This is a genomic window from Mesorhizobium sp. (genome assembly GCF_005063415.1).
Classification (GTDB): domain Bacteria; phylum Pseudomonadota; class Alphaproteobacteria; order Rhizobiales; family Rhizobiaceae; genus Mesorhizobium.
The window spans coordinates 14,704-34,312 of record NZ_SUEG01000029.1; the positions used below are offsets into that span (position 1 = coordinate 14,704).

Sequence of the window (19,609 nt, forward strand, 5' to 3'; positions counted from 1 at the left end):
ATCTGACCAGGCTCGCAAACAGTGAACGCAAAGCCCGATACGCCGCTTCTCGACAAGGTCCGCGTCCCAGCCGATTTGCGCACGCTTGCCGAAGGCGACCTGCCGCAGCTGGCGTCCGAGCTTCGCGCCGAGCTGATCGACGTCGTTTCCCACACCGGCGGGCATCTCGGCGCCGGCCTTGGCGTCGTCGAACTGACCGTCGCGCTGCACTACGTCTTCAACACGCCGGACGACCGGCTGATCTGGGACGTCGGCCACCAGGCCTATCCGCACAAGATCCTGACCGGCCGCCGTGACCGCATCCGCACGCTGCGCCAGGAGGGCGGCCTGTCCGGTTTCACCCGTCGCGTCGAGAGTGAATACGATCCGTTCGGCGCAGCCCACTCCTCGACCTCGATTTCAGCCGGCCTCGGCATGGCGATGGCGCGCGATCTATCCGATGGCCGCAACAACGTCATTGCCGTCATCGGCGACGGCGCCATGTCGGCCGGCATGGCCTATGAGGCGATGAACAATGCCGGCGCGCTCGATGCCCGGCTGATCGTCATCTTGAACGACAACGACATGTCGATCGCTCCGCCGACCGGCGCAATGAGCGCCTATCTGGCCCGTCTGGCGTCGGGCAAGACCTATCTGGGCTTGCGCGATTTCGGCAAGAAGCTGACGTCCTATCTCGGCGAGCGCGCCGATCGCGCCATCAAGCGGGCGGTCGAGCACGCGCGCGGCTACGTCACCGGCGGCACGCTGTTCGAGGAAATGGGTTTCTACCACATCGGCCCGATCGACGGTCACAACCTCGAGCACCTGATCCCGGTGCTGAAGAACGTCCGCGACAATGCCGACGGCCCGGTGCTGATCCATGTCGTGACCCAGAAGGGCAAGGGCTATGCCCCGGCCGAGGCGGCCGCCGACAAATATCACGGCGTCAACAAATTCGACGTTATCACCGGCGCCCAGGCCAAGGCGCCCGCCAATGCGCCGAGCTACACCAAGGTGTTTGCCGAAAGCCTGATTCAGGAGGCCCGAGAGGACGACCGCATCGTCGCCATCACCGCCGCCATGCCGAACGGCACCGGGCTTGACCTCTTCGGCGAAGCGTTTCCGGCGAGGACCTTCGATGTCGGCATTGCCGAGCAGCATGCGGTGACCTTCGCCGCCGGCCTTGCCACGGAAGGCTTCAAGCCTTTCGCGGCGATCTACTCGACCTTCCTGCAGCGCGCTTACGACCAGGTCGTTCACGACGTGGCGATCCAGAAATTGCCGGTGCGCTTTCCGATTGACCGCGCCGGCTTCGTCGGCGCCGATGGCGCCACCCATTGCGGCGCCTTCGACACGACCTTCCTGGCGACGCTGCCCGGTTTCGTCGTCATGGCCGCGGCCGATGAGGCCGAACTGCGCCACATGGTACGCACCGCCGCAAGCTACGATGACGGCCCGATCGCCTTCCGCTACCCGCGCGGCAACGGCGTTGGTGTCGAGATGCCGGAACGCGGCTCGGTATTGGAGATCGGCAAGGGCCGGATCGTCAGGGAAGGCACCAAGGTTGCGCTGCTTTCCTTCGGCACCAGGCTGCAGGATTGCCTGGCCGCGGCCGAGGAGCTCGGCGCGGCCGGGCTTTCGACCACGGTCGCCGATGCCCGTTTTGCCAAGCCGCTCGACGAGGATCTGATCCGGCGGCTGGCCCGTTCGCACGAGATACTGGTGACGGTGGAAGAGGGCGCGGTCGGCGGCTTCGCCAGCCAAGTGCTGCAGTTCCTGGCGCATGAAGGGCTGCTGGAGAGCGGCCTGAAGGTGCGCCCGCTGGTGCTGCCCGACGCTTTCGTCGATCATGCCAAGCCGGAAAAGATGTATGCCGATGCCGGGCTGGACAGCGCCGGCATCGTGCGCACCGTGTTCGTGGCGCTGGGGCATACCGCGCAGGCCCAGCGCGCCTAGCTTTTAGACGCATTCGGGGCGACGCCGAAGTGCTTCCGCCCGGCTGCAAAAGCCGAGACTAAACATCTAGTCTGAATCAAAATCTCAACTGCTTGAATCAAATTGCCGGCGAACAGTCGTAAGATGCTGTTTACGCTGCCGTTTGGCGATGTACTTACCGTGTCCTTTGGTCTTCAACGCTGCCCTGCTAGAAGGCAACCAGGCAGGGGACCAAGACCAATGAGATCGCTTTGGGCGGCATCGCGCTAACGGCCATCTTCGCCGCGTCGGCCGCGGCCGAAACGCGCTACGACTGCAAACTCGAAAAGGCGGTGATGGGCGTCGTCGTGCGCGATACCTTGCCGAAGGCGTCCCTACAAGACTCTAGAAACTAGAACCACATATCCCGCACACAGCGACCATCTCTCGGCAAATCCTCGAATGTATCGAGACCATCGAAATGGTCGATCGGGAGATCGGCGACCGCCTCGGGCGGCGCAAGCCTCACATTGACGGCGATGCGGTAGCGACCGGCGGCGTTAGGATGCAAACCGCGCCAGGCCAAGACGCAAGCGCACGTTGGGCAGAAGAGAATCTCAAGCGAAGGATGAGCCTTTCCGACGCGCCGATAGGCGCTTACGGGCCCAGCAAGGCGGATGCGTTCGTCGACATAGTCGTAAGCCCAGAGCGTGCCGTAGCGACGGCAAAGTGTGCAATTGCAGGCAGTGATCGAACCGGGATCGCCCTCCAGGGTCCAGTGGGCTGCGCCGCAGTGGCAGGTTCCCGTCAGCATGTTCCTCCTCCACGTTTCGACGGCTAAACGGCATCTCTTTCTTAGCATTGCGTCGGGTCTCGTGCGAGGTTCGACAAACAGCGCAGCGGCTGATGAGTTCACCCGCTTTTCCAACTATGCCTTGTCTCATCGCCAATATCCTTGCCATCATCGTTGGCTTTCGCCATGAAGGCCGATGACTTCCCTTCCGCCAGCCAGCATACGCCAGCGACTCGACGAATTGCTCGTCCAGCGCGGCCTGTTTGCCAGCCGCTCGCGTGCTCGCGACGCGGTTGAGCGCGGTACCGTGACGGTCGATGGCGTCGTCGCCCTCAAGCCGGGCCAGGCCGTTCTGCCTGAGTGCAACGTCGTCGTTGACGATCCGGCGCAAGGTTACGTGTCGCGCGCCGCACTGAAGCTGAAGGCCGGTCTCGACCATTTCGGCCTCGACCCCGCCGGTAGCGAAGCGCTCGATGTCGGCGCCTCGACCGGCGGCTTCACGCAGGTGCTGCTCGAACGCGGCGCGGCGCATGTCACGGCGATCGATGTCGGGCACGGCCAGATGCACTCCGACATTGCCGGCGATCCGCGCGTGACGGTAGTCGAAGGCCTGAATGCGCGCGAACTGACCACCGCCGATCTCGGCGGCCGTGTGCCGGATTTCATTGTCTCGGATGTCAGCTTCATCTCGCTGAAACTGGCGCTGCCGCCGGCGCTTGCCTTGGCCAGGAATGGCGCCAAAGCCGTCTTTCTGGTCAAGCCGCAATTCGAGGCCGGCCGCGAGGCGATCGGCAAGAGCGGCCTGCTGAAGGACCCTTATGATGCGGCGCGCATCGCCGGCCTGATGCAGGACTGGCTCGATACCATTCCCGGCTGGCGCTCGCTGGGGCTGCATCTGTCGCCGATAGAGGGTGGCGACGGCAACCGCGAGTTCCTGCTCGGCGGCATCAAGGACGTCGAGACCCAGAAGCGATGAGCACCCGTTTCACGATCGCAAAATTGGGCTCGCAGGGCGACGGCATCGCCGAGACGGAAACCGGCGAGGTTTTCATTCCGTTCGCGCTGCCGGGAGAGGTCGTCACCGCCGCGCGGGAGAAAGATCGCGCCACCTTGATGTCGGTGCTTGAGGCTTCGCCGCTGCGGGTCGATCCGCCGTGCCGGCATTTCGGCGCGTGCGGCGGCTGCGCCGTCCAGCATCTCGAGACTGAAGCCTATCAGCAGTGGAAGCGCGAAAAGGTCGTGCATGCGCTGAGGAGCAAGGGCATCGCCTGCGATGTCGGCGCGCTGGTGCCGTGCGCGCCGCACACGCGCCGCCGCGTCGTCTTCACCGCCCGGCGGAGCGAGGCGGGAATGCAGTTCGGCTTCGTTCGCGCGCTGTCGTCCGAAATCATCTCCATCGAGGAGTGCCCGATCTCGGCGCCGCAGATCGTCGCTGCGCTCGACCGCTTGAAAGCCCTTGCTGGGCTGATCTGCACCACGACCAAATCGTTCCACATGGCGGTGACGGTGACCGGTTCCGGCCTCGATGTCGCGGTTCACGATTCCGGCAAGCTCGGCGAGAACCAGCGCCGCGTCGCCTCCAACTTCGTCATCGCCGAGGGGCTAGCCAGGCTGTCGGTCGACGGCGAGATCATTATCGAACCAAAGAAACCGGTCGTCCTGTTTGGTGGCGTCGCCGTCGCAGTGCCTCCGGGCGCTTTCCTGCAGGCGACCGAGGCTGCCGAACAAACGATGGCCAACATTGTCGGCCAGCATCTCGCGCGTGCCAAAAAGGTCGCCGATCTCTTCGCCGGCTGCGGCAGCTTCGCGCTGCGCCTGGCCGCAAGATCGGAGGTTCATGCGGTGGAAGGCGATGCGGCAGCACTCGCGGCGCTTGACCGGGCCTTCCGTTTCGCCAGCGGCCTGAAGCGGGTGACCAGCGAACGTCGCGACCTGTTCCGGCGGCCGTTGACATTCAAGGAGTTGAATGCCTTTGACGGCGTTGTCTTCGACCCGCCTCGCGCCGGCGCCGAGGATCAGTCGAAGCAGATCGCGCGCTCCGACGTGCCGCTCGTCGCCGCGGTGTCCTGCAATCCGGTAACGCTGGCGCGGGATCTTCGGATCCTCCTCGATGGCGGCTACGCCCTGAAAAGCGTGACGCCGATCGACCAGTTCCTGTGGTCGCCGCATGTCGAGGCCGTGGCGCTGTTGGAGAAGCCGAGGCGAAGGCGCTAGCAGCATTTATGGGGCGTGAAAATGCGCACCAACAAAGCGCACTTGAACGTGCGTTGTTCAAAATGTGCTAGGAAATTGTAATGAGCACCGCAGCCTTTGAAATTTCGGCATCGCGCTTCGGCGAGGAGCGGGCGCCGTTTCTCTCGCCAAGGCGGGTCGCTGAACTGCTGGGGATCAATATGACAGAACTGGCGGGCCTGACCGGTCTCGCGCGCAACACGCTTGCCGCCAAGACCGGCGCGCGCAAGGTCGACGCCGCATTGAGTCCCGTAGTCCGCATCTTGGCGATGGCCGGCGAGATGGCCGGCGATGAACAGCATGCGGCGATATGGTTCGAGCATCAGCCGATCCCCGGTTGGGCTGGAAAGACCGCCTACGATCTCGTTCGCGAAGGCAAGACGGACAAGGTGCTTGCCTATCTGGAGGCAGTCCGCTCCGGCATCTATGCCTGAACCCAGGCTGACTCTGTGGCGTGCTTTTGTGCCGAGCTGGGCCCATCTGCCGCTTTCCGGTGAGGGCGCGGCCCGCTTCGGCGGCCGCTGGAATCCGATTGGCCCTCCGGCGATCTACGCCGCCCGGGAGCTGTCGACGGCTTGGGCCGAGTACAATCAGGGTTTTGTCCAGCACCCGGCGCCGATTGCACAATTGAAACTGTCAGGCGCACGGCTGGCCGACCTGACAGACGCCGATACGTGGCGCAGCTTGGTGTAGCGGCGGGCATTCGCCGATGCGAATGGCGCGACATCGTGGATAGAGGTTTTGTGCCCGAGACGCACCAGCTGAGAGTCCGCTCGCTCACCGACGGGCTGCACGGCCTGATCTACCCGTCCTTCATGTCGCCCGGCGGCACATGCGTCGCGCTGTGGAACGAAAACGATGCTCCGGGTCTCGAAATCATCGATCCCGACCATCGCCTGCCGAAAACACCGGCTTCATGGTTTTAGGGCAGTTCGAGCTGCGGCGAGCACACCCGCCTCCATCTCTTCCAATGTCTTCGGCCTGCCTCTGTGGGCAGGGATCCAAACACGTCCTCTGGCCGCGTTAGGGGCAAGACTGGAACAGGCAGCATGACTTGATCGTCGGTCGAACTGGTGACTTCTAGCTTTTCTCCGCCAGCCATCACAGTTTCCTCTCCCGACATAACAAAGATGCTGATCGCGCGCTGAATTCAAGGCTGCATAGCCAGACGGTACTAGCCTGCGCCTGAAAGGACGCGCTCGACGAAGGCGGGCACCACTTGTGTCGCCGGCCCTTCCATCTGCTCGTCGAAACGGGAGGCCCAGCCGGCGCATTTCAGATTGAGTTCGGCTGTTACGGCTCCGGCCGCGCGTGCCTCCTCCACGAAACCTGCTGCCGGGTAGACATTCCCGCTGGTGCCGATGGCCACGAACAGGTCGCAGCGCGTCAGCGCCTCGCCGATCTCCTCCATGCGGTAAGGCATTTCGCCGAACCAGACCACGTCAGGCCTCAATTGACCTTTTGCGCCACACGCTGGACAGGCCGAATGGGCAGCGATGTCGTCGGCCCAGGCGCTGCTTTGCCCGCAGCTCAGGCAAAGGGCATGGCCCAGTTCTCCATGCATATGGATCAGTTTGCGCGAACCGGCGCGCTCATGCAGGTCGTCGATATTCTGCGTGACGACGAGGACGTCGCCTGGGAATTTCTGCTCGAGCTTGGCCAGCGCGGCGTGCGCCGCATTCGGCTCGACGCTGCCCATCTGCCGCCGGCGCATATTGTAGAAATCCTGCACCTTTACGGGGTCGCGCGCAAAACCTTGCGGCGTGGCCACGTCCTGCAGGTCGTATTTCGCCCAGACCCCGTCGGGATCCCGGAACGTGGCGACGCCCGATTCCGCCGAAATGCCGGCGCCTGTCAGGATGACGATTTTGGCTTTGGACATGGTCGAAGACACCGGCATCCGGAAACATCATTTGGAAGGCGATGTTACCGAAAGGCGGCAGCCGCATCAAACCCTGGTGCCGCCGACCGTCATCTGGTTCATCCTGAGATGCGGCTGGCCGACGCCGACCGGCACGCCCTGTCCGGCCTTGCCGCACATGCCGATGCCGGTGTCGAGCTTCATGTCGTTGCCGACCATCGAAACGCGATGCATGGCATCCGGCCCATTGCCGATCAGCATGGCGCCCTTGATCGGTTGCGTCACTTTGCCGTTCTCGATCATGTAGGCCTCGGTGCAGCCGAACACGAACTTGCCCGAAGTGATGTCGACCTGGCCGCCGCCGAACGACACGGCATAGATGCCGCTCTTGACTGAGGCGATGATCTCGTCCGGCTCCATGTCGCCTGCTGTCATGTAGGTGTTGGTCATGCGCGGCATCGGCTCATGCGCGTACCCTTGGCGCCGCCCGTTGCCGGTGGCCTTCATGCCCATCAGCCGTGCATTCTGGCGGTCCTGCATGTAGCCGACCAGCTTGCCATCGTCGATCAGCACATTATGGGCCGAAGGCGTGCCTTCGTCATCGACGGTCAGCGAACCACGCCGCTCGGGCATGGTGCCGTCATCAACGACGGTGACGCCTTTTGCTGCCACCTGCTGGCCAAGCAGGCCGGCAAAGGCCGACGTCTTCTTGCGGTTGAAATCGCCCTCCAGCCCATGCCCGACGGCCTCGTGCAACATGACGCCGGGCCAGCCGCTCGAAAGCACGATGTCGAAAGTGCCGGCAGGTGCTGGAACCGCTTCGAGATTGACCAGCGCTTGCCGCAATGCCTCCTTGGCAGCGTGCCGCCAGCTGTCCTCGACCAGGAATTCGCCAAAATCCTTGCGGCCTCCCATGCCGTAGGAGCCGCTCTCCTGGCGGTCGCCGTCGCCGACCACCACCGACACGTTTATCCTGACCAGCGGACGGATGTCGCGCACCATCTGGCCGTCGGCGCGCACGATCTCGACATGCTGCCAGGAGGCGGCGAGCGACGCCGTCACCTGCCTGACGCGCGGATCCTCGGACCGCAGCCATGCATCGATTTCCTGGAGCAGCTTGGCCTTGGTCTCGAAGGAAGGCGAGGGGATAGGGTTTCCGTCGCCGTAGAGATGGCGGTTGGTGCGGGCGGGCGCTGCGGCAAGCGTGCCGGAATAGCCGCTCTTCACCGTCGAAACGGCATCGGCGGCGCGCAGCAGCGAGGCTTCGGAGAGATCGCTGGAATGGGCGTAGCCGCTGGCTTCGCCGGCGACGGCGCGCAGGCCGAAACCCTGGTCGGTGTTGAAATTCGCGGTCTTCAGCTTGCCATTGTCGAACATCAGCGCTTCGCTCTCGCTGTATTCGAGAAACAGTTCACCGTCGTCGGCGCCGTTAATAGTCTCGGCAACGATCTGCTTGATGCGATCGTCGGAAATGTCGAATTGGCCGATCAGGCTGTTCATGGCGTATCCGTTCGCAGGAGGATAGTTTCCCACGATGTAGGCGCGAAGGCCCGCACAGACAATCTGAAATGAGATTTTGCCGTGACCGCAGCCGGTCAACATCACTGGATCGTGCTACAGCTCCGCGTTCAGGGCAGGGCGGCGAAGCCGTCGGCGAAACCCTTGAGGTCGACGGGAATGCCGATGCCCTCTTCCGGTGTCTGGAAGACGATGAAGGTGGCGGACGTACCGGTCTTCAGCGTGTCGAGCAGCGGCTTTTCCAGGATGACCTCGGCATAGCAGCCGTCCTGGAAACAGCGCACGAAGTAGGCGCGGCCGATATCCTTGCCGTCGACATTGAGGCCGAGGCCGTTGGGCAACAGCACACCGAGCGGCGCCAGCACACGAAGGATTTCGGCCTTGTTGTCGGCTGTGCGCAGCACGACGACGGAAAGGCCCATTTCCGGGCGGTCCTCGGCGACGACGTTCTGCATCATCACGCATTGTTCGGATGTAGCACCTGCCGGCGTATCGCAGATGATCGACCACGCCCCATGCGTCGACTTCACCGTGCCGCTTGGCTGCGCGGCATTGGCCAGGCCGGCGCCGGGCAAGGCTATTGCGGCGGCAACAAGGATGACCTTCGCCAAGGTTCTCGAAAGCCAAGGGTTCATGACGGCTCCATTGCGAATCACGGCACTTTAAGCCGCACTAAACCCAAGTAAAGGACGAGACCCCGGCGATCTGCCCCGACATAGGCGACAATGCGCTTTTCAGTGCGAATTTCGCCCTAATTGCGACGGTTCCGCGCGCCGCGCGGCTCATTCTAGCCGGATGCCGCTTCGGTGATTCGCGGCGAGCCGTCACCGCACGAAGCCAGCGCCGCGCTTGCGCGCAAAAATGCCGCACGGGTTCCGGCGCTCCTTTCTTGCGGAGGCAAATAGAGTATGGTTTGAACCAGCCTTGAATTGTCCGGGATTCCCGTCCCGGCATTTGTTCGACATTCTTGCGGTCCGATCGCGAGGAACTGGGAGATGACGAGGGCGATGAGAAAATTCCTGGCAACCGCCAAAATCGTAGCTAGTGCCGCCGCCACGTTGTTTGCCGCTGCATCCGCTCATGCAGCCCAGCCCCAACCTTGGGAAACCAGTTTTCAGCCTCCGGCGACCGACATTATGAGGCAGATCGAGTGGTTCGGGAACTACTCGTTCGCGTTCATCATTGTGATCACCGCCTTGGTGCTTTTCCTGATCGCCTACTGCATTTTGCGGTTCCGGGCGAGCGTCAACCCGATTCCGTCGCGCACCAGCCACAACACGCTGATCGAGGTCATCTGGACTGTCGGTCCCGTCGTCATCCTGCTCTGTCTCGCCATTCCCTCGTTCCAGCTGCTGACCGCGCAGTACACGCCGCCGGAAGAAGCCAAGCTGACCGTCAAAGCGACGGGCAATCAGTGGAACTGGGATTACGAATACCAGGTCGACAACACGCTTTCCTTCAATTCCGCGATCCTTCAGGATGCCGACAGGGCTGCTGCCGGCAAGGAAGATCGCGCTGCTTATCCGCGCCTGCTCGCCGTCGACAATGAGATGGTGGTGCCGGTCAACACAATGACCCGCGTACTGGTGACGGCGACCGACGTCATTCACGCGTTTGCCATGCCTTCCTTCGGCATCAAGACCGACGCGGTGCCGGGCCGCATCAACGAGGTGTGGTTCAAGGCCGACAAGGAAGGCCTCTATTACGGCCAGTGCTCGGAACTCTGCGGCAAGGACCACGCCTTCATGCCGATCGCCATTCGCGTCGTCTCCGATGCGCGATACAAGACCTGGCTGGCGGCAGCCAAGACCGACCTTCCCGGCGCCAACAAGGCGCTGATGGCCGAGGTCGATGGCACGAACAAGGTAGCGGCCGCCGGCAACTGATGCCGCGACCAGAAAAGATTCAGGGAACGGAGCCGACCATGGCAGACGCTGCAGCTCACGACGACCACGACCACAAGCCATATCATGGCTGGGTCCGGTGGGTGTATTCGACCAACCACAAGGACATCGGTACGCTTTATCTGATCTTCGCGATCATGGCGGGCTGCATCGGTGGCGCCTTGTCGGTCGTCATGCGCATGGAATTGCAGGAGCCGGGCATCCAGATATTCACTGGCCTGGCGCAGATGGTCTACGGCATGAATGGTGACGCCGCCATTGACGGCGGCAAGAGCATGTACAATGCTTTCACCACCGCGCATGCGCTGATCATGATCTTCTTCATGGTGATGCCGGCGCTGATCGGCGGCTTTGCTAACTGGATGGTGCCGATCATGATCGGCGCGCCGGATATGGCGTTCCCGCGCATGAACAACGTGTCGTTCTGGCTGCTGCCGCCGGCTTTCATCCTGCTGATTTTCTCGGCCTTCGTCCCGAGTGCGCCCGGCGCCTACGGCGTCGGCGGCGGCTGGACGCTTTATCCGCCGCTATCGACATCGGGCCAGCCTGGACCGGCCATGGACCTGGCGATCCTTTCAATCCACATCGCCGGCGCCTCCTCGATTCTTGGCGCCATCAACTTCATCACCACCATCTTCAACATGCGCGCGCCCGGCATGACCATGCACAAGATGCCGCTGTTCGCCTGGTCGGTGCTGATCACCGCCTTCCTGCTGCTTCTGTCGCTTCCGGTGTTGGCCGGCGGCATCACCATGCTTTTGACCGACCGCAATTTCGGCACCACGTTCTTCGCCCCGGACGGCGGCGGCGATCCGATCCTGTTCCAGCACCTGTTCTGGTTCTTCGGCCATCCGGAGGTCTACATTCTGATCCTGCCGGGTTTCGGGATCATCAGCCACATCATCTCGACCTTTTCGAGGAAGCCGGTGTTCGGCTATCTAGGCATGGCCTATGCGATGGTTGCCATCGGCGCGGTGGGCTTCATCGTCTGGGCCCACCACATGTATACGACGGGCCTGTCGCTCGACACCCAGCGCTATTTCGTCTTTGCCACCATGGTCATCGCGGTGCCGACGGGTGTGAAGATCTTCTCGTGGATTGCCACTATGTGGGGCGGGTCGATTTCGCTCAAGACCCCGATGCTGTGGGCGATCGGCTTCATCTTCCTGTTCACTGTTGGCGGCGTCACCGGCGTGCAGCTGGCCAATGCCGGCCTCGACCGCCCGCTGCACGACACCTATTTCGTGGTCGCGCACTTCCACTACGTGCTGTCGCTGGGCGCGGTCTTTGCCATCTTCGCCGGCTGGTACTACTGGTTCCCGAAGATGACCGGCTACATGTACTCGCCCGTGATCGCCAACACCCACTTCTGGGTCACTTTCGTCGGCGTCAACCTGGTCTTTTTCCCGCAGCACTTCCTTGGTCTCTCCGGTATGCCGCGGCGCTATATCGACTATCCCGATGCCTTCGCCGGCTGGAACATGGTGTCATCCTACGGCTCGTACATCTCGGCTGTCGGCGTCGTCATCTTCCTCTTCGGCGTCTTCGAGGCGTTCCAGAAGAAGCGGGTCGCCGGCGCCAATCCTTGGGGCGAGGGTGCGACCACGCTGGAATGGCAGCTGCCTTCGCCGCCGCCGTTCCACCAGTGGGAACAGTTGCCGAAGATCAAGTAGGCGGTTGCCTCCTTTAATACGGAACCGCCGGCCCGCCGGCGGTTTTGGCCAACGGAATGATGGACTTTAAGTACGCATGGCCCTTGCCGAAGACAGACTGATTGACGAGCCGGGCTTCCGCATGTCGGAAGCGACGGCGGGCGATTTCTTCGCCCTGCTGAAGCCGCGCGTCATGTCGCTGGTGGTGTTCACCGCATTTGTCGGCATGGTCGCCGCCCCGGTGACCATCAATCCGCTGCTGGCGGTGATCGCGATCCTGGCTATTGCCATTGGTGCTGGCGCGTCCGGTGCGCTCAACATGTGGTACGACGCAGACATCGATGCGGTGATGACGCGCACCGCCGGCCGTCCCGTGCCGGCCGGCCGCATCCGGCCAGGCGAGGCATTGAGTTTCGGGTTGGTGCTGTCGGTTCTGTCGGTGATGACGCTCGGCGTGCTGGTCAACTGGTTGGCCGCATCGCTTCTGGCCTTCACCATCTTTTTCTATGCCGTCATCTACACGATGTGGCTGAAGCGCTGGACGCCGCAGAACATCGTCATCGGCGGTGCTGCCGGTGCCATCCCGCCGGTCATCGGCTGGGCGGCGGTAACCGGATCGGTCAGCCTCGAAAGTTTGGTGCTGTTCCTGATCATCTTCCTGTGGACGCCGCCGCATTTCTGGGCGCTCGCGCTGTTCAAGTCGGAGGACTACGCGAAGGCAGGCATTCCGATGATGCCGAATGTCGCCGGCCATCCCGCGACGAGGCGCCAGATCTTTGCCTATGCGCTGGTCCTCGCACCGGTTGGCGTGCTGCCATGGGTTCTCGGCTTCACCACGCCGGCCTATGGCATCGTTGCATTGCTGCTCGGCGCCGGCTTCGTCTGGTATGCGTGGAAGGTGCTGCAAATGGCCGATGACGACAGGGCGATGAAGCCGGCCAAGGCCTTGTTCGGCTATTCGCTGCTTTATCTCTTCGCCATCTTCGCCGCCTACCTTGGCGATTGCGTCGTCGCGCGCGCGCTGACCATCGGTGGAGCATGAGCATGGCCGAAAAGAAGCTTGAACTGGTCACGCTGACCGAACGTCAGCAGAAGGCCCGCCGCAATCGCTCGGCCGCAATCGGTTTCGCGCTGGCGGCGCTGGTCGTCATATTCTACGTCGCGACCATCGTGAAATTTGGTCACAGTTTCCCCGGCTCGATGTGAGCTGACGATGACCAGGCAAACAGTCACCGATCCTACGAAGAAAAATACGAACCGCGTCGTCGCTGGCGTCTGCATCGCGTTCTTCGGCGGCATGATCGGCATGGCCTACGCCGCGGTGCCGCTCTATGCGATGTTCTGCCAGGCGACAGGCTACGGCGGCACCGTCAAACGGGCGACCCAGCAATATGCCGATCGGGTGCTCGACCGCGACATCACCATCCGCTTCGATGCCAACACCGTCGGCGTTCCCTGGCAATTCCAGCCGGTCGCCCGCTCGATCACCATCAAGATCGGCGAGACCGCCGAGGCGCACTTCAGCGCGACCAACAAATTCAGCCGGCCCATCACCGGACGCGCCACCTTCAACGTGCAGCCTGAACTGGCCGGACCTTACTTCAACAAGGTCGAGTGTTTCTGCTTCACCGACACGACGCTGAAGCCGGGCGAGACGTTGGACATGCCGGTCGTCTTCTATGTCGATCCCGACATCGTCAACGCGCCGGAGTTGAAGGATTTGAGGACGATTACCCTATCCTACACGATGTTCCCGGTCGACAAGACCAAGCCGGTCGCATCATCGGTGCCGGCCGACGGCCGCCGCAACAAGATTTCAGATACCGAAGCAAGCCTCGGGGGTTGATATGGCAGACGCACACGCAAAACCACAACATGACTACCACCTCGTCGACCCGAGCCCGTGGCCTTTCCTGGGCTCCGTCGGGGCGCTGGTGACCGCGCTCGGCGGTGTCTGTTACATGCAATATCTCAAGGGCGGCGATTTCCCGATCTTCGGTTTCAACATCGCCAACCCATGGCTGTTCTTCATCGGCCTGCTGATCGTCATCTACACGATGTTCGCCTGGTGGTCGGATACGATCAAGGAAGCGCATGAGGGACACCACACCCGTGTCGTGTCGCTGCATCTGCGCTACGGCATGATCATGTTCATCGCCTCCGAGGTGATGTTCTTCGTCGCCTGGTTCTGGGCGTTCTTCGACGCCAGCCTGTTCCCCGGCGAGGTCCATCAATACGCCCGTACCGCCTTCACCGGCGGCGTCTGGCCACCCAAGGGCCTCGAAGTTCTCGACCCCTTCCATCTGCCGCTTTACAACACCGTCATCCTGCTTCTGTCGGGCACCACGGTGACCTGGGCGCACCACTCGCTCATCCACGGCGACCGCAAAGGCCTGATCAACGGCTTGGTGCTGACCGTCGGCCTCGGCATGCTGTTCACCATGGTGCAGGCTTATGAGTACATGCACGCGCCGTTCGGCTTCAGGGATTCAATCTACGGCGCCACCTTCTTCATGGCGACCGGCTTCCATGGTTTCCACGTCATCATCGGCACGATCTTCCTGCTGGTCTGCCTGATCCGCGCCATGAAGGGCGACTTCACGCCCAAGCAGCATTTCGGCTTTGAGGCCGCCGCCTGGTACTGGCACTTCGTCGACGTGGTGTGGCTGTTCCTGTTTGCCTCGATCTACGTCTGGGCATCGAACGGCGCGATGATCGAACCGCACTGAGATCGAGCTGAGGAAATCGACAAGGCGGCTGCGGCGACGTGGCCGCCTTATCTTTTGCGGCAAATGCTCCTAGGATGACCTCATGAGCGACGACAAGGCGATCTGGCCACCAATCGATCCGATCTCGGCCGGCCTGCATGGCCGCTGCCCCCGCTGTGGCGAGGGCAGACTGTTCTCTGGGTTCCTCACGGTCGGCAATCGCTGCAGCAATTGCGGCCTCGATTATTCCTTCGCCGATGCCGGCGACGGGCCGGCGGTGTTCGTTATCCTGATCATCGGCTTCATCGTCGTCGGTCTGGCGCTGTGGATGGAGGTGACGCTCAATCCGCCGCTCTGGCTGCATCTGCTGCTGTGGATTCCGCTGACGCTGGTGCTTTGCCTGGCGGCGCTCCGGCTGATCAAGGGCGTGCTGCTGACGCTGCAATACCGCAACAAGGCGGCCGAGGGCCGGCTGGACCGCGGCGAATGAGCGAGGCATCAGGTTTGGTGGCCGGCCGGTCGCGGCCGAAGCGCGCATTGGCGTTCGGCCTGGGTATCGTCGTGTTTTTGATCCTGCTGGCGCTCGGCACCTGGCAGGTTCAGCGCCTGCACTGGAAAGAGGGCCTTCTCCAGACGATAGACCAGCGGACGCATTCGGCGCCTGTGCCATTGGCCGAGGTCGAAAAGCGGTTTGCTGCCACTGGCGACGTGGACTACACGCCGGCAACGGTGACCGGCACTTTCCTGCATCAAGGCGAGCGGCATTTCCTCGCCACCTGGGAAGGCCAGTCCGGTTTCGATGTCTTCACGCCGCTGCAACTCGACGATGGCCGTTTCGTACTGATCAACCGCGGCTTCGTGCCTTATGATTTCAAGGACCCAGCCAAGCGGCCGCAGGGGCAGGTAACGGGCGAAGTGACGGTGACGGGGCTCGCCCGCAACCCGCTGACGGCCAAGCCCTCGATGATGCTTCCCGATAATGATCCGCAGAAGAACATCTTCTACTGGAAAGATCGTGATGCGATGGCCTCGAGCGCCGGCTTGCCGGCGGGAGCGGCGCTGGTGCCGATCTTCATCGATGTGAACGCCACGGCCAACCCCGGCGGGCTGCCGGTTGGCGGTGTCACCGTCATCGACCTGCCGAACAGCCATCTGCAATATGCGATAACCTGGTACGGCCTTGCCGCCGCCCTTGCCGGCGTCCTGATCTCCTGGCTCCGCCGCCCGGCGAAAGACCAATGATCGCCGCCACTACCCTTGACAGGGCAGGGCCGCACACCTCATTTCGCGCCTTGAGCTCACAAGTCATAGTCCGATCAACCGGCCTACAATCAGCGTAAGATGCAATCATGCTTCACACAAAACCACCGCTGACCATCCGGCTCTGCCAGCCGCGCGGTTTCTGTGCGGGCGTCGACCGTGCCATCCAGATCGTCGTGCTGGCGCTGAAGAAATACGGCGCGCCGGTTTATGTCCGCCACGAGATCGTGCACAACCGCTACGTCGTCGAAGGGCTGCAAAGCCTCGGCGCGGTGTTCATCGAGGAGCTCTCCGAGATCCCGCCCGAGCATCGCCAGAGCCCGGTCGTCTTTTCGGCGCATGGCGTGCCGAAATCAGTGCCGGCCGACGCCCGGTCCCGCAACCTATTCTATCTCGACGCGACTTGCCCGCTGGTCTCGAAAGTCCACAAGCAGGCAATGCGCCATCAGCGGCTGGGCCGCCACGTGCTTTTGATCGGCCATGCCGGGCATCCGGAGGTGATTGGCACAATGGGCCAGTTGCCGGACGGCGCGGTCACTCTGATCGAGACCGAAGCCGACGCCGCAAGCTTCGTGCCTGCAGACCCGCAGGCGCTCGGCTTCGTGACCCAGACGACGCTGTCGGTCGAGGACACCGCCGGTATCATCCGCGCGCTGCAGCAACGTTTTCCCGAGCTGCACGCGCCGGCGGCGGAATCGATCTGTTATGCCACCACCAATCGCCAGGAAGCGGTCAAGGAGACAGCGGCCGGCGCCGATCTCTTCCTGGTTGTCGGCGCACCTAACTCCTCCAACTCGCGGCGCCTGGTCGAAGTGGCCGAGCGCGCCGGCGCCTCGATGTCGCTTCTCGTGCAGCGCGCCTCCGAAATTCCGTGGAATGACATTGTCGGCATCTCGACGCTCGGTCTGTCGGCGGGCGCTTCGGCGCCGGAGATCATCGTCGACGAGATCGTCGATGCTTTCAGGCAGCGCTTCGACGTGACCATCGAGCTGGCCGTGACCGCGACGGAGACGGAGGATTTTCCGGTGATGCGGGTGTTGCGCGATGTCGAATTGACGGCAGCCGACATGGCCTTCGTCAACGGGGCTGCGTAGCCACGATGGCGGTCTACACCGACGTCAATGAGGGCGAGCTCGGCGCGTTCCTCAGCAACTATCCGGTCGGCGATCTCTTGTCCTACAAGGGCATCGCCGAAGGCACCGAAAACTCGAATTTTTTACTACACACCAGCAGCGGCTCCTACATCCTGACGCTTTACGAGAAGCGCGTCGACAAGGCTGACCTGCCGTTCTTTCTCGGCCTCATGGCCCACCTCGCCAGAAAGGGCATTTCGTGCCCGCTCCCGGTCACCGCACATGATGGCGGTGTGATCGGAACACTTGCCGGCCGGCCGGCGGTCATCATTACCTTTCTCGAAGGCCTGTCGCTGCGGCGGCCGACGGCTGCGCATTGCGGCGAGGTCGGCAAGGCGCTGGCGGCACTGCATCTCGCCGGCGCGGATTTTCCGATGACCCGCCCCAACGCCCTTGCCATCGATGGCTGGCGCAAGCTGTGGAATGCCGCCCGCGCCCGCGCCGATGAGGTCGAGCCTGGACTGGCGGCCGAGGTCGATGCCGATTTCGCCGATTTCGAGCGAAACTGGCCGAACGGTCTGCCGCAGGGCATCATCCATGCCGATCTTTTCCCGGACAATGTGTTCTTCCTCGGCGAGAAACTGTCCGGGCTGATCGACTTCTATTTCGCCTGCAACGACCTCTACGCTTATGACGTTGCCACGTGCCTGAACGCCTGGTGCTTCGAGAAGGATTTTTCCTTCAATCTGACCAAGGGCACGGCGCTGCTTGCCGGCTACCAAGGCGTGCGGCCGTTGAGCGGTGACGAGAAAGCTGCGCTGCCGATGCTGGCGCGCGGCTCGGCGCTGCGCTTCATGCTGACCCGGCTCTACGACTGGCTGACGGTTCCGGACGGCGGGCTGGTGATGAAACGCGACCCGACCGAGTATATCCGCCGGATGCGCTTCCACCGGGCGATCAACTCTCCTTCCGAATATGGACTGACATGACCAAGCGCGTTGAAATCTTCACCGATGGTGCTTGTTCGGGCAATCCCGGGCCTGGCGGCTGGGGCGCAATCCTGCGCTTCAACGGCGCCATCAAGGAGCTCCATGGTGGCGAGGCTCTGACCACCAACAACCGCATGGAGTTGTTGGCCGCCATCTCGGCGCTTAATGCGCTCAAGGAGCCCTGTGCCGTCGATCTTTATACCGACAGCAACTATGTCAAGGACGGCATTTTCAGCTGGATCGACGGCTGGAAGCGCAACGGCTGGAAGACGGCGGCCAGGCAGCCAGTGAAGAATGCCGAGCTGTGGCAGCAGCTCGACGCCGCGCGTAACCGCCATCAGGTCACCTGGCATTGGGTCAAGGGCCATGCCGGCCATCCCGAGAACGAGCGCGCCGACGAATTGGCGCGGCTCGGCATGGCGCCATTCAAGACGAAGTCGGCGAAACCCGTACTCGCGTCAGTGCCGCCGAAGGAAGGCACCCAATCCAAGCAATCAGTGGCCAAGAAGGTTCGGCGCTCGACCCAGAGTTATTGAATTCGGTCGAACTGGCGTGTCAGCGGATCAGCAGGGCGGTGCCGAACAGTCCGATTGCGAACACCGTGTGCGAGACAAGATTGAGGGCGCGGACCTGCATCGGATTGGGCCGCTTCGAAGCGGCCCAGCCGGCACCCATGCCGGGAGACAGCAGGAACCAACCAGCGCCGACGGTGACCATGCCGAGGATAAAGGCCGGCAGGAAGGTCGGCGCGGTGAGCCAGGCCGTTCCGGCCAGCACGACCAGAATGATGCCGTAGACGATGCCGACAGCGTAATGAAAGGCCCAGCCAAGCGCCGATTCATGCGCGTAGGGCGAGGCCTCGCCAATGTCGTCATGGAAGACCTTGCCTTCCCTGAGATGCCAGACCCAGCGGCCGACCAGCCCCCAGTTCGGTCGCGGTTGGGCAAAGGCCTTGTTCAGGAAAATCGCCCACACATCCATAAGCGCGGTTGCGCCGATGCCGATCGCGACGCTGCGCCAGACGATGTCAGACATGATCGAGGTCCCCAAAAGCAAGCTGTCCCGAAGGGCCGACGCATGGCCCCGAAAACCGGGTCGGCTTTCGGAAGGATCATGCGCCAATGCAAAAGTCAGCGTCCTTTGGACGCTGAGCGCCCGAAGGCGCCCGCCGCGTCCCTGGCCTAGGCTGTCGCCAAGACGGAAAGCTGTCCGAGAATGTGAGCCGCACCGGATTCGTCGACGCCGGGCTTTGTCTCGACATTGAGCGCGGTGACCTTGCCGTCATCGACGATCATCGAAAAACGCTTCGAGCGCAGCCCCATGCCGCCGCTGGAGAGGTCGGCGTCGAGGCCGACCGATTTGGCGAAATCGCCATTACCGTCGGCAAGATAAAGGATTTTGCCTTCACCGCCGCTGAAGCGGGCCCAAGCCCCCATGACGTGAACATCGTTGACCGAGACAACGGCGATAGTGTCGACGCCGCGCGCCAGGATGGCGTCGTAATTATCCAGGTAGCCGGGCAGATGATTGTTGCTGCAGGTTGGCGTGAAAGCGCCTGGAACCCCAAACAGCACGACCGTCTTTCCTGAGAATATCTCGCCGGTCGTGATCGGCTTTGCACCGTCGGCGGTCATTGTCTTGAAGGTCGCATCGGGCAGTTTGTCGCCAACGGAGATCGTCATGATGGTCCTCGCTTGAGAATGGAAAGGGAGTGTCCTTGCGATAG

The 19,609-nt window shown here is 62.7% G+C and carries 22 protein-coding genes and 1 pseudogene; 17 read left to right on the forward strand and 6 right to left on the reverse strand.

Annotated elements, in window-relative coordinates:
* The first annotated feature begins 21 nt into the window (after positions 1 to 21).
* Together dxs and E5W70_RS10670 are read left to right on the forward strand one after the other, a co-directional pair.
* Positions 22 to 1,935 (forward strand): 1-deoxy-D-xylulose-5-phosphate synthase, encoded by a 1,914-nt coding sequence (gene dxs, locus E5W70_RS10665; protein WP_292657442.1) that lies wholly within the window; start codon positions 22 to 24, stop codon positions 1,933 to 1,935.
* Positions 1,936 to 2,165: 230 nt separating this feature from the next.
* Complete coding sequence (locus tag E5W70_RS10670; RefSeq protein WP_292657444.1) at positions 2,166 to 2,309, forward strand: hypothetical protein; 144 nt, start codon at positions 2,166 to 2,168, stop codon at positions 2,307 to 2,309.
* Here the strand turns inward: E5W70_RS10670 and E5W70_RS10675 are convergent.
* The gene (locus tag E5W70_RS10675; RefSeq protein WP_292657447.1) at positions 2,306 to 2,707 is read right to left on the reverse strand and encodes a GFA family protein; all 402 of its coding nucleotides are present in this window, start codon (positions 2,705 to 2,707) and stop codon (positions 2,306 to 2,308) included. The two genes, E5W70_RS10670 and E5W70_RS10675, sit on opposite strands and share 4 nt — an antisense overlap.
* A gap of 175 nt (positions 2,708 to 2,882) precedes the next feature.
* On the opposite strand from E5W70_RS10675, the gene E5W70_RS10680 reads away from it, so the two are divergent.
* From E5W70_RS10680 to E5W70_RS10695, 4 genes and pseudogenes are all read left to right on the forward strand, one after another.
* On the forward strand, positions 2,883 to 3,662 hold the full coding sequence (locus tag E5W70_RS10680; protein WP_292657449.1) for a TlyA family RNA methyltransferase: 780 nt from the start codon (positions 2,883 to 2,885) through the stop codon (positions 3,660 to 3,662).
* Positions 3,659 to 4,900 (forward strand): class I SAM-dependent RNA methyltransferase, encoded by a 1,242-nt coding sequence (locus E5W70_RS10685; protein ID WP_292657452.1) that lies wholly within the window; start codon positions 3,659 to 3,661, stop codon positions 4,898 to 4,900. The genes E5W70_RS10680 and E5W70_RS10685 overlap by 4 nt, the downstream gene beginning before the upstream one ends.
* Positions 4,901 to 4,980: 80 nt before the next feature.
* The gene (locus E5W70_RS10690) at positions 4,981 to 5,352 is read left to right on the forward strand and encodes an antitoxin Xre/MbcA/ParS toxin-binding domain-containing protein (RefSeq protein WP_292657454.1); all 372 of its coding nucleotides are present in this window, start codon (positions 4,981 to 4,983) and stop codon (positions 5,350 to 5,352) included.
* A pseudogene (locus E5W70_RS10695) lies at positions 5,345 to 5,844 on the forward strand (RES domain-containing protein). The gene E5W70_RS10690 and the pseudogene E5W70_RS10695 overlap by 8 nt, the downstream one beginning before the upstream one ends.
* A 248-nt stretch (positions 5,845 to 6,092) precedes the next feature.
* Here the strand turns inward: E5W70_RS10695 and E5W70_RS10700 are convergent.
* From E5W70_RS10700 to E5W70_RS10710, 3 genes are all read right to left on the reverse strand, one after another.
* Complete coding sequence (locus E5W70_RS10700; RefSeq protein WP_292657457.1) at positions 6,093 to 6,800, reverse strand: NAD-dependent deacylase; 708 nt, start codon at positions 6,798 to 6,800, stop codon at positions 6,093 to 6,095.
* A 66-nt stretch (positions 6,801 to 6,866) separates the two neighbouring features.
* Positions 6,867 to 8,279, reverse strand: coding sequence for a metalloprotease TldD (gene tldD, locus E5W70_RS10705; protein WP_292657460.1), 1,413 nt, complete (start codon positions 8,277 to 8,279; stop codon positions 6,867 to 6,869).
* A 128-nt stretch (positions 8,280 to 8,407) separates the two neighbouring features.
* On the reverse strand, positions 8,408 to 8,932 hold the full coding sequence (locus E5W70_RS10710; RefSeq protein WP_254818452.1) for an invasion associated locus B family protein: 525 nt from the start codon (positions 8,930 to 8,932) through the stop codon (positions 8,408 to 8,410).
* 372 nt (positions 8,933 to 9,304) lie between these two features.
* Here E5W70_RS10710 and coxB point away from each other — a divergent pair, with 372 nt between their 5' ends.
* The 11 genes from coxB (at position 9,305) to rnhA (ending at position 18,419) form a co-directional block, all read left to right on the forward strand.
* Positions 9,305 to 10,183, forward strand: coding sequence for a cytochrome c oxidase subunit II (gene coxB, locus E5W70_RS10715; protein WP_292657534.1), 879 nt, complete (start codon positions 9,305 to 9,307; stop codon positions 10,181 to 10,183).
* A 38-nt stretch (positions 10,184 to 10,221) separates the two neighbouring features.
* The gene (gene ctaD, locus E5W70_RS10720; protein WP_292657466.1) at positions 10,222 to 11,874 is read left to right on the forward strand and encodes a cytochrome c oxidase subunit I; all 1,653 of its coding nucleotides are present in this window, start codon (positions 10,222 to 10,224) and stop codon (positions 11,872 to 11,874) included.
* A gap of 76 nt (positions 11,875 to 11,950) precedes the next feature.
* Positions 11,951 to 12,895 (forward strand): heme o synthase, encoded by a 945-nt coding sequence (locus tag E5W70_RS10725; protein ID WP_292657469.1) that lies wholly within the window; start codon positions 11,951 to 11,953, stop codon positions 12,893 to 12,895.
* Positions 12,896 to 12,897: 2 nt separating this feature from the next.
* On the forward strand, positions 12,898 to 13,059 hold the full coding sequence (locus E5W70_RS10730; RefSeq protein WP_198023516.1) for a hypothetical protein: 162 nt from the start codon (positions 12,898 to 12,900) through the stop codon (positions 13,057 to 13,059).
* Between the two features lie 7 nt (positions 13,060 to 13,066).
* Entirely contained in the window at positions 13,067 to 13,699 is a 633-nt protein-coding gene (locus E5W70_RS10735) for a cytochrome c oxidase assembly protein (protein ID WP_292657471.1), read from the forward strand.
* Between the two features lies 1 nt (position 13,700).
* A complete protein-coding gene (locus E5W70_RS10740; protein WP_292657474.1) occupies positions 13,701 to 14,582 on the forward strand; it encodes a cytochrome c oxidase subunit 3 in 882 nt (293 codons plus the stop codon).
* Positions 14,583 to 14,664: 82 nt separating this feature from the next.
* Positions 14,665 to 15,051: a DUF983 domain-containing protein gene (locus E5W70_RS10745; protein WP_292657477.1), complete on the forward strand. Its 387-nt coding sequence runs from the start codon at positions 14,665 to 14,667 to the stop codon at positions 15,049 to 15,051.
* Positions 15,048 to 15,803 carry an SURF1 family protein gene (locus E5W70_RS10750; protein WP_292657480.1) on the forward strand — a complete coding sequence of 252 codons (756 nt, stop codon included), beginning with the start codon at positions 15,048 to 15,050 and terminating at the stop codon, positions 15,801 to 15,803. Before E5W70_RS10745 ends, E5W70_RS10750 begins: the two co-directional genes overlap by 4 nt.
* A 107-nt stretch (positions 15,804 to 15,910) precedes the next feature.
* Entirely contained in the window at positions 15,911 to 16,915 is a 1,005-nt protein-coding gene (gene ispH, locus E5W70_RS10755; RefSeq protein ID WP_292657484.1) for a 4-hydroxy-3-methylbut-2-enyl diphosphate reductase, read from the forward strand.
* Between the two features lie 5 nt (positions 16,916 to 16,920).
* Positions 16,921 to 17,883, forward strand: coding sequence for a homoserine kinase (locus E5W70_RS10760; RefSeq protein ID WP_292657487.1), 963 nt, complete (start codon positions 16,921 to 16,923; stop codon positions 17,881 to 17,883).
* Positions 17,880 to 18,419 carry a ribonuclease HI gene (gene rnhA / locus E5W70_RS10765; RefSeq protein ID WP_292657490.1) on the forward strand — a complete coding sequence of 180 codons (540 nt, stop codon included), beginning with the start codon at positions 17,880 to 17,882 and terminating at the stop codon, positions 18,417 to 18,419. The genes E5W70_RS10760 and rnhA overlap by 4 nt, the downstream gene beginning before the upstream one ends.
* Positions 18,420 to 18,438: 19 nt before the next feature.
* Here rnhA and E5W70_RS10770 read toward each other — a convergent pair whose 3' ends face one another.
* Both E5W70_RS10770 and E5W70_RS10775 read right to left on the reverse strand, forming a co-directional pair.
* The gene (locus tag E5W70_RS10770; RefSeq protein ID WP_292657492.1) at positions 18,439 to 18,918 is read right to left on the reverse strand and encodes a DUF2938 domain-containing protein; all 480 of its coding nucleotides are present in this window, start codon (positions 18,916 to 18,918) and stop codon (positions 18,439 to 18,441) included.
* 146 nt (positions 18,919 to 19,064) lie between these two features.
* Positions 19,065 to 19,565, reverse strand: coding sequence for a peroxiredoxin (locus tag E5W70_RS10775; protein ID WP_292657494.1), 501 nt, complete (start codon positions 19,563 to 19,565; stop codon positions 19,065 to 19,067).
* Between the last annotated feature and the right edge of the window lie 44 nt (positions 19,566 to 19,609).